This window comes from Alteromonas sp. Cnat3-28 (genome assembly GCF_022348265.1).
Taxonomy (GTDB): Bacteria; Pseudomonadota; Gammaproteobacteria; order Enterobacterales; family Alteromonadaceae; genus Alteromonas; species Alteromonas macleodii.
Window position 1 is genome coordinate 1 of record NZ_JAKREY010000043.1, and the last position, 6,496, is coordinate 6,496.

General features: G+C 42.0%; 11 protein-coding genes. 10 read left to right on the plus strand and 1 reads right to left on the minus strand.

The genetic code is table 11. The features are described 5' to 3' along the window. Positions 1 to 244: 244 nt before the first annotated feature. The 10 genes from MHM87_RS19615 (at position 245) to MHM87_RS19660 (ending at position 6,254) form a co-directional block, all read left to right on the plus strand. The gene (locus MHM87_RS19615) at positions 245 to 550 is read left to right on the plus strand and encodes a DUF2695 domain-containing protein (RefSeq protein ID WP_239260829.1); all 306 of its coding nucleotides are present in this window, start codon (positions 245 to 247) and stop codon (positions 548 to 550) included. Positions 551 to 665: 115 nt separating this feature from the next. Next, positions 666 to 992 carry a hypothetical protein gene (locus MHM87_RS19620; RefSeq protein ID WP_239260831.1) on the plus strand — a complete coding sequence of 109 codons (327 nt, stop codon included), beginning with the start codon at positions 666 to 668 and terminating at the stop codon, positions 990 to 992. Positions 993 to 1,114: 122 nt separating this feature from the next. Next, positions 1,115 to 1,528 carry an ankyrin repeat domain-containing protein gene (locus tag MHM87_RS19625; RefSeq protein WP_239260833.1) on the plus strand — a complete coding sequence of 138 codons (414 nt, stop codon included), beginning with the start codon at positions 1,115 to 1,117 and terminating at the stop codon, positions 1,526 to 1,528. A gap of 289 nt (positions 1,529 to 1,817) precedes the next feature. Further along, a complete protein-coding gene (locus MHM87_RS19630; RefSeq protein ID WP_239260835.1) occupies positions 1,818 to 2,381 on the plus strand; it encodes a ribonuclease E inhibitor RraB in 564 nt (187 codons plus the stop codon). A gap of 199 nt (positions 2,382 to 2,580) precedes the next feature. After that, positions 2,581 to 2,913 carry a hypothetical protein gene (locus MHM87_RS19635; protein WP_239260837.1) on the plus strand — a complete coding sequence of 111 codons (333 nt, stop codon included), beginning with the start codon at positions 2,581 to 2,583 and terminating at the stop codon, positions 2,911 to 2,913. 113 nt (positions 2,914 to 3,026) lie between these two features. Then, entirely contained in the window at positions 3,027 to 3,293 is a 267-nt protein-coding gene (locus MHM87_RS19640) for a hypothetical protein (protein ID WP_239260839.1), read from the plus strand. Positions 3,294 to 3,855: 562 nt separating this feature from the next. Next, positions 3,856 to 4,182 (plus strand): hypothetical protein, encoded by a 327-nt coding sequence (locus MHM87_RS19645; RefSeq protein WP_239260841.1) that lies wholly within the window; start codon positions 3,856 to 3,858, stop codon positions 4,180 to 4,182. Positions 4,183 to 4,298: 116 nt separating this feature from the next. Further along, complete coding sequence (locus tag MHM87_RS19650; protein WP_229530277.1) at positions 4,299 to 4,685, plus strand: hypothetical protein; 387 nt, start codon at positions 4,299 to 4,301, stop codon at positions 4,683 to 4,685. Between the two features lie 589 nt (positions 4,686 to 5,274). Further along, complete coding sequence (locus tag MHM87_RS19655; RefSeq protein ID WP_239260843.1) at positions 5,275 to 5,769, plus strand: super-infection exclusion protein B; 495 nt, start codon at positions 5,275 to 5,277, stop codon at positions 5,767 to 5,769. A 131-nt stretch (positions 5,770 to 5,900) separates the two neighbouring features. Further along, positions 5,901 to 6,254 (plus strand): DUF4844 domain-containing protein, encoded by a 354-nt coding sequence (locus MHM87_RS19660; RefSeq protein WP_239260845.1) that lies wholly within the window; start codon positions 5,901 to 5,903, stop codon positions 6,252 to 6,254. A gap of 30 nt (positions 6,255 to 6,284) precedes the next feature. Here MHM87_RS19660 and MHM87_RS19665 read toward each other — a convergent pair. Continuing rightward, a partial coding sequence (locus tag MHM87_RS19665) for a hypothetical protein (RefSeq protein ID WP_239260847.1) occupies positions 6,285 to 6,496 on the minus strand: 212 nt, incomplete at its 5' end.

Below are 6,496 nucleotides of genomic sequence, written 5' to 3' on the forward strand. Positions count from 1 at the left end.
GTTTTCTTCGTACAAGCTTCTTTTTGTGCAGCCGCACTTCTATTTACAAGTTCGGGCTTATTGGCTTTTTACTTTTTTATGCCTAGTATGCTGCTAAATGGGGTCTTGGCGTGAGCGCACCTAACAACCCAATCAACTCACTCACTTCGTTCGCTGGGACGCATACACGCGGGGCGGCTTCGCCATTGTGCCCCACATGTCTGCGCCCGTTATTGGAAAGTTATGTTTACTTTGAGATTTGCTTATGGACAAAGAACAGAAGAAAAAACTCAAAGCTCGGTTCAAGCAAAATGAACATGAAAATTTAATAGCTTCACTACCGTTATCAATTGAAGTATTAAAGGAGCTCCTATCGTTTCTAAATAGAGAAGAGGCTCCGAATTGTGACCACACTCTCAGAGAAACAAAGGATTTTTTAATTAGCCGTAATTTAAACCCAGAAAAAATAATTCCTTGGTTAAATGAACATGGCGGTTTTTGTGATTGCGAGGTTATTTTTAATGTCTATGATGAGGTCGGTGATATTGTTGGTTGGCATTTAGAAGAGTAAACATAACAACCCAATAAACTCACTCACTACGTTCGCTGGGACGCATACACGCGGGGCGGCTGCGCCATTATGCCCCACATGTCTGCGCCCGGTATTGGAAAGTTAGAAGTACCGTATGAATTACGTTTGGCATTCCATATTTAACAAAAAAATTGATTCATCAGCCGCCGTTAAGCTAGTTTCAATACTCGAAGATATAGAGGCTTTACTTAACGATTCTGAAGATTCTATTTGGTCAGACATGGAAAACGTAAAAGTACTCTCAATAATCAGAAACTCGATAAAATCGCTCAAAGCATCTCGTAAAGCGAAGGTTGCGAAATTAGATTATTTATTTTTACCTACCGGCCCATTACAAGAAATATCAATGGCAAACGGTTGGTCCGACGAATATTTAGTTCTTGCTGAAAGGTTTGATGATGTATCTGGCAAGTACTTCTAACAAAACACTAAAGGCGCTCGCGCTGCTCGCTGGGACGCTAACATATGGGCTGCGTCACTTCGTTCCTAATTTTAGCCCATATGTTATCGCCCCTTAGTGGGGTGTTATGTTGCGGGGTAAATGTGGATTCTTACGGAAGGAATAAGCTTCATTACCTGATCATCGACTCACCTATTGCAGAACATCCAGCAGGTATCAAAGAGTTAGTCGATAAGGGAATTAACGTTAATGCACAGGATATTAATGGATGGTCCGCGCTACATTTTGCAGTACAGGAACAATCGTATACTGCTGTAAAAGCTTTACTAGAAAATGGAGCTGACACAGACTTACTTGAATCAAACGGTAATAGCGCTCTTCATAAAGCTGTTTTTCATTCCAACAATAATAATGACATTATCTCTCTATTATTGGTTTATGGCGCTAATCCAGATACAGTTAATAACCATGGTGTTACACCAAGATCGCTAGCTCAAGTAGTGGAAAATTCGAGTATTGTGACTCTTTTTAACAAATGCAACATAACAAAAAACTAAAGGCGCTCGCGCTGCTCGCTGGGACGCTAACACATGGGCTGCGTCACTTCGTTCCTAATTTTAGCCCATGTGTTATCGCCCCTTAGTTGGGCGTTATAAGGCGTCAGCCTAAACTTCGTTTGGCTTAATACACATCCCAGTGCAACTCCCCTCACCTGTCTTCATTAGCATCGCTATGGCTTGTGGTAAGTTTAAATCCGCCGCTTTCAATTCAAAGGTTGCGCATTAGGCGCTTTATCGCCAAGTTATTATTCAACGTCAACAAGCGCCAATGCGTTCGACAGTTTAAATGGCGGCTAGCTTCAGTCAGGTCAAAACCATCACTGCTCAGTCGTTTTTCTTGTCTGCGTTAACAATCAATCGTATGCTGGCTTCAACAGTTTTTAAACAGACCAAAGGAAATGGCTCTGCTTCTAACAAAGCGCTAAAGACCACTCCCTTCGGTCGCTCGGACGCATTTACGCGGGGCGGCTTCGCCATTATGCCCCACGCAACTGCGCCGCTTAGCTTAATGTTATGTGCCAAGGAGGCAAAGTTGAATTTCCCAGATGATGTTGATGGTGACGTTTTAAGAAGGCTCGAAGAATCTGGGTTCGATTTTCTAAAGCCAACCACAATAGATTTCAACGTCGATTTCGATTACTGGCCTCCTCATCCTGACGCTGTGTCAAAGTTAAAACAATTCGCTGGTGCAATTGAAATTTACGAACCGGACGGGGAATATAGCGGCTATATTCTATTTAACATTCACCAAATTCTCTCTTATAAGTTAGTAATTGATACGCAGGAGAATGTTACCTCTCTGGTGGCCGAATATGGTGGAGTTTGCGAATCTTGGGGTGTTTTGAGCTAATGGCACATAACAATCACATTAAGCCGCTCGCAGGCTCGCTGGGACAGTAACACGTGGGCTCTGTCGCTTCGCTCGGATTTTAGCCCACGTATTACTGCCCCTTATGTGGGGTGTTATATGCCAAAGGAATACGGACATTATCTGGTTTAAAAAACTCAAAAGCCCTCACGTACCTTTAGGCATTCCAATAGAAGATGGATTGGCTATATTAAAAAAGATCGGCAGCCCTGTCTTTTTTGAATCCGAAGAGGAAAGGCAATATAAAGTTTCAAATGCAGCTTACAAAGTAGCTATTTATGAAACGAATGGCATTGTTTCAAGTGCTTGGTACGACGATCCCATTGGAAGGTCTTGGAACCTTGGGAGACAGAAAAAAGTAAATCTATACCTTTCTCGCTACGACAATATCAGTAACTGGGAAGCTAGGCTCAATAATGGATATATTCAGTTCTATTTTAACGATACGCTTGGATTGAGCATGTCTTATGGATTACACAAAGATGTCATCAGGTTTAATAAACAAGGCATATAACAACCCAATAAACTCACTCACTACGTTCGCTGGGACGCATACACGTGGGGCGGCTGCGCCATTATGCCCCACATGTCTGCGCCCGTTATCGGAAAGTTATGTGCTGGAGTAACATGCAGAAAGAAAACGGTGATACGGAAATTGCTTTTTTGGCAGCGTTGGCATTGTGGTTAGTTACTATTGGTACGGGCTGGTTATCCAAGTTAGTTTTCGAAATGTGGCAAAATGGAAGCTCCATTGAATTTGTTAGCAGAAAAGCAAGAATCCTTAATCATTTTCCAACATCGTTTATTTTCTTTCTCTCTCTGGTAGTTTTAGCAATAATGGTCTTTTATGCAGCCAAGCAGACGCTTAAGTTTGTTACCTATTTGCGCAATTAAAATGCTGTTGTTTTTAAACGCACATAACAAACAAATCATGGCACTCGCTGTCGCTCGCTGGGACGCAAACATGTGCGCGGCTTCGCCATTTTTGCACACATGTCTGCGCCCCATATTTGAAAGTTAGGTGCCACAGTGATCACATGGCTGACAAGGAATTTTAGTTTATTAATCGGGGGCATTATCCTGCTGCCTCTAACCTTATTTATAAGTCTAATGTTTCTCGCATTTGGGGCAGGCTTCACTAATAATCCAACAGTTTCTAGCATTAAAATAGTCGCTATTGCAGCATCGTATTTATTGGTATTTACATTGTCAGTGTGGCAATCAGTCCGTAGTTACAAAAATTATGGCAATTACGGCTACTGGGATTTACTCCCAATTATTTACTTTTCGTTGGGTGTATTCGTAATGTTTATCCAAGGTAGTATTATGCATGTCACCTAACAAAAAAATTATGTCGCCCGCAAGCGGGCTGGGACACAAACAGGCAGGCGGCTTCGCCATTGTAGCCTGCCTGTTTGTGCCCCATATTTAGGTGTTATGTACTTGGAAGTTGAGAATGAATGCGAAGGAATTTGTAAAACTTTGGAAAAGCGAAATAAACTCAATAATCTCATCCTATCAAGATAAGAATGAGCAAACAGTTGTTTCTGAATTAATTCAAAAACTGGGCTTAACTCCCAATCAAGAAGATACTTTCTGGGAGATTGCCAAAATTATGTTAGATGAGACAGCGTATGCATTCTTATTAGGTCTAGATGGATGCGCACAGCTAGGTGGAGAACAGCAACACTTCAAGTTGTATGACGAAAGAGGCGTATTAATCTCAAGTTCTGGGGACATTGAGGCTGCCGCATACGAGACCTTTTTTGAAAAACGTACATAACAAGCGCATTAACACTCGCTGCGCTCGCTGGGGACAAAAACACGTGGGCTCCTGGTGCTTCGCTTGAAATTGTAGCCCACGTGTTTTTGCCCGTTATGCGGGTGTTAGGTTGCACTATGTTTAACGACCCTTGGAACCCAAGCAGTTATGAAGTCAAAGAATGGGCATATACGATAGGCGCAATCGAACCATGCCAAGATTGGGATTTGAGCTTAGCTTGGGTAGGATTCGAAGACGATTTTATTGGCTATGCTTCAGATGCTAGTTGTCCAAATGCTGACTATTTTCTTCACATACTCTATTTCATGGTAGGTGATTCAGTTCGAAGTAAGTTTAATTCCACACATGAGTCCTCTGTTAGAGAATTCATTAAATTAGGTTATGCTTCTAAAAACCATAAGGTTCGTTTGTGGGCACAAAGAGCGACAAATTTAATCAATCACCCAGAGGCTTTTGATTATGAAAGTTGGTGTGGTGGGCAATTGGCGAAAAGCGCAACCTAACAAAAAACTAAAGGCGCTCGCGCTGCTCGCTGGGACGCTAACACATGGGCTGCGTCACTTCGTTCCTAATTTTAGCCCATGTGTTATCGCCCCTTAGTTGGGCGTTATGCGTAAAAGGATTTAAACGATGATTGTCGAGGCAGTATCAGAATTCGGTCTAGCAATAGTAAGATTCATAAGCTATTGCATGACTGAGGTTGTAGTCGAGATATTGTGTCGTGGTGCGGGTTATCGTATATGTCGTTTGTTTTCGTCCAACGTTAACAGAGAAAGCTTTAGAGTATTCATTGTCGGTCTGATATTTTGGGGCGTCATGTTTACGTTGGTAACAATGTTCTTCAATTCTAGTTCGCAAGCACTGGAAATAGACAAGTGTTTGGACCGTGGCGGAAGCTTCAATTACCAAACCAACACTTGCAGATATGAATAACGTTCAAACTAGGTTGTACAAGCATTACGCATAACAAACCGCTGTAGACGCAAGCGGAGCTTGCTGGGACAAAAACACGTGGGCCGTCCTCGCTTCGCTCGTTATTTTAGCCCACGTATTTTTGCCCCTAAGCGGGGTGTTATGCACAAGGAGGTTTTTTTGCAGTTCAGTGACATATCAAATTGGCTAAAACTCAATACAAAACATGCTTTTATCCTATTAGTAGTGTCTTCGATATTCCTCTTCGGTAGCAATGAATTATTAAACGATTTAGGTCTACAAGAAGCAAGAGAGACACTGAAGACTTGGGTGGGAGTTATTTGGCTAATATCTATTGCAATAATTGTTGCCGATATCGTGGCACCAGCAAGTAAGTGGGTTATTAAAAAGCTCAAATGGCGTATTAACCTAAAAAAATATCAGAAGCGTCTGCACCAATTAAGCGAAGACGAAAAAGCCTTTCTTTCTTATTATTTGGCACATAACACAAGAACTCAACATGCTTCCGTTTCTAACGGCATGGTCAATGGATTGGTCTCAGCAATGGTTGTATACAGAGCGTCAAACATAGCCGATCATTACGATGTTTTTCCCTTTAACATCCAGCCTTGGGCACTGGAATATCTAATGGAGCACCCGGGATGTCTTGAGTAGTGCATAACAAACAACTGTTGGCACTCACTGCGTTCGCTGGGACACAAACTCATGGGCTCCCTCGCTTCGCTCGTTATTTTAGCCCATGTATTTGTGCCCCAAAGTTGGGCGTTATGTGCCAAGAGGATAATATGGAATACAGTCCTTTATTAGAAGTTCAAGATCAGACTTTGGTCATCACTCAGTCCACTTTATCCGAGTTAAAAAGTTTTAAGGATAGCGAGTTGTTTGCTGAACTGCCCGGTAGTGTTCCAAACGAAAAAGAGCGATTAACTAAACTGTTAGACTCAATTTTAGACACTCTCATTAATGGCCTTTTGCAAAATCCATCAAAACTTTGGGTCATGGAAACGTTTTTGCCAGTATTAGAAATCATGCAAATGCAGGACACTGAGGCGAAAGAACACTTTGGGGACCATTTAGAGATAATTATGGATATCCTGAATATAGAAAGCTCAGATGGCTTATTGAGCTACTATTTGTAAGGATGTATCGGATGGCACATAACAAAAAAATTATGTCGCCCGCAGGCGGGCTGGGACACAAACAGCCAGGCGGCTTCGCCATTGTAGCCTGCCTGTTTGTGCCCCATATTTAGGTGTTAGATTTACAAGAAACAACGGTGCTATGAATAGGTTGCGAAAAGGATTTTCTAAAGTTAGTAAACAAAGCTTGTTAAAGCTGTGGGGTTTAAGCTTTCTGTGTTTTTGTATTTGGTCAGTTTCTT

Bases quoted from the DNA above. Each gene is read 5' to 3' on its own strand.
- MHM87_RS19630 (WP_239260835.1), top strand. From the start codon at position 1,818: ATGGCGGCTAGCTTCAGTCAGGTCAAAACCATCACTGCTCAGTCGTTT.
- MHM87_RS19620 (WP_239260831.1), top strand. From the start codon at position 666: ATGAATTACGTTTGGCATTCCATATTTAACAAAAAAATTGATTCATCA.
- MHM87_RS19650 (WP_229530277.1), top strand. From the start codon at position 4,299: ATGTTTAACGACCCTTGGAACCCAAGCAGTTATGAAGTCAAAGAATGG.
- MHM87_RS19645 (WP_239260841.1), top strand. From the start codon at position 3,856: ATGAATGCGAAGGAATTTGTAAAACTTTGGAAAAGCGAAATAAACTCA.
- MHM87_RS19640 (WP_239260839.1), top strand. From the start codon at position 3,027: ATGCAGAAAGAAAACGGTGATACGGAAATTGCTTTTTTGGCAGCGTTG.
- MHM87_RS19615 (WP_239260829.1), top strand. From the start codon at position 245: ATGGACAAAGAACAGAAGAAAAAACTCAAAGCTCGGTTCAAGCAAAAT.
- MHM87_RS19660 (WP_239260845.1), top strand. From the start codon at position 5,901: ATGGAATACAGTCCTTTATTAGAAGTTCAAGATCAGACTTTGGTCATC.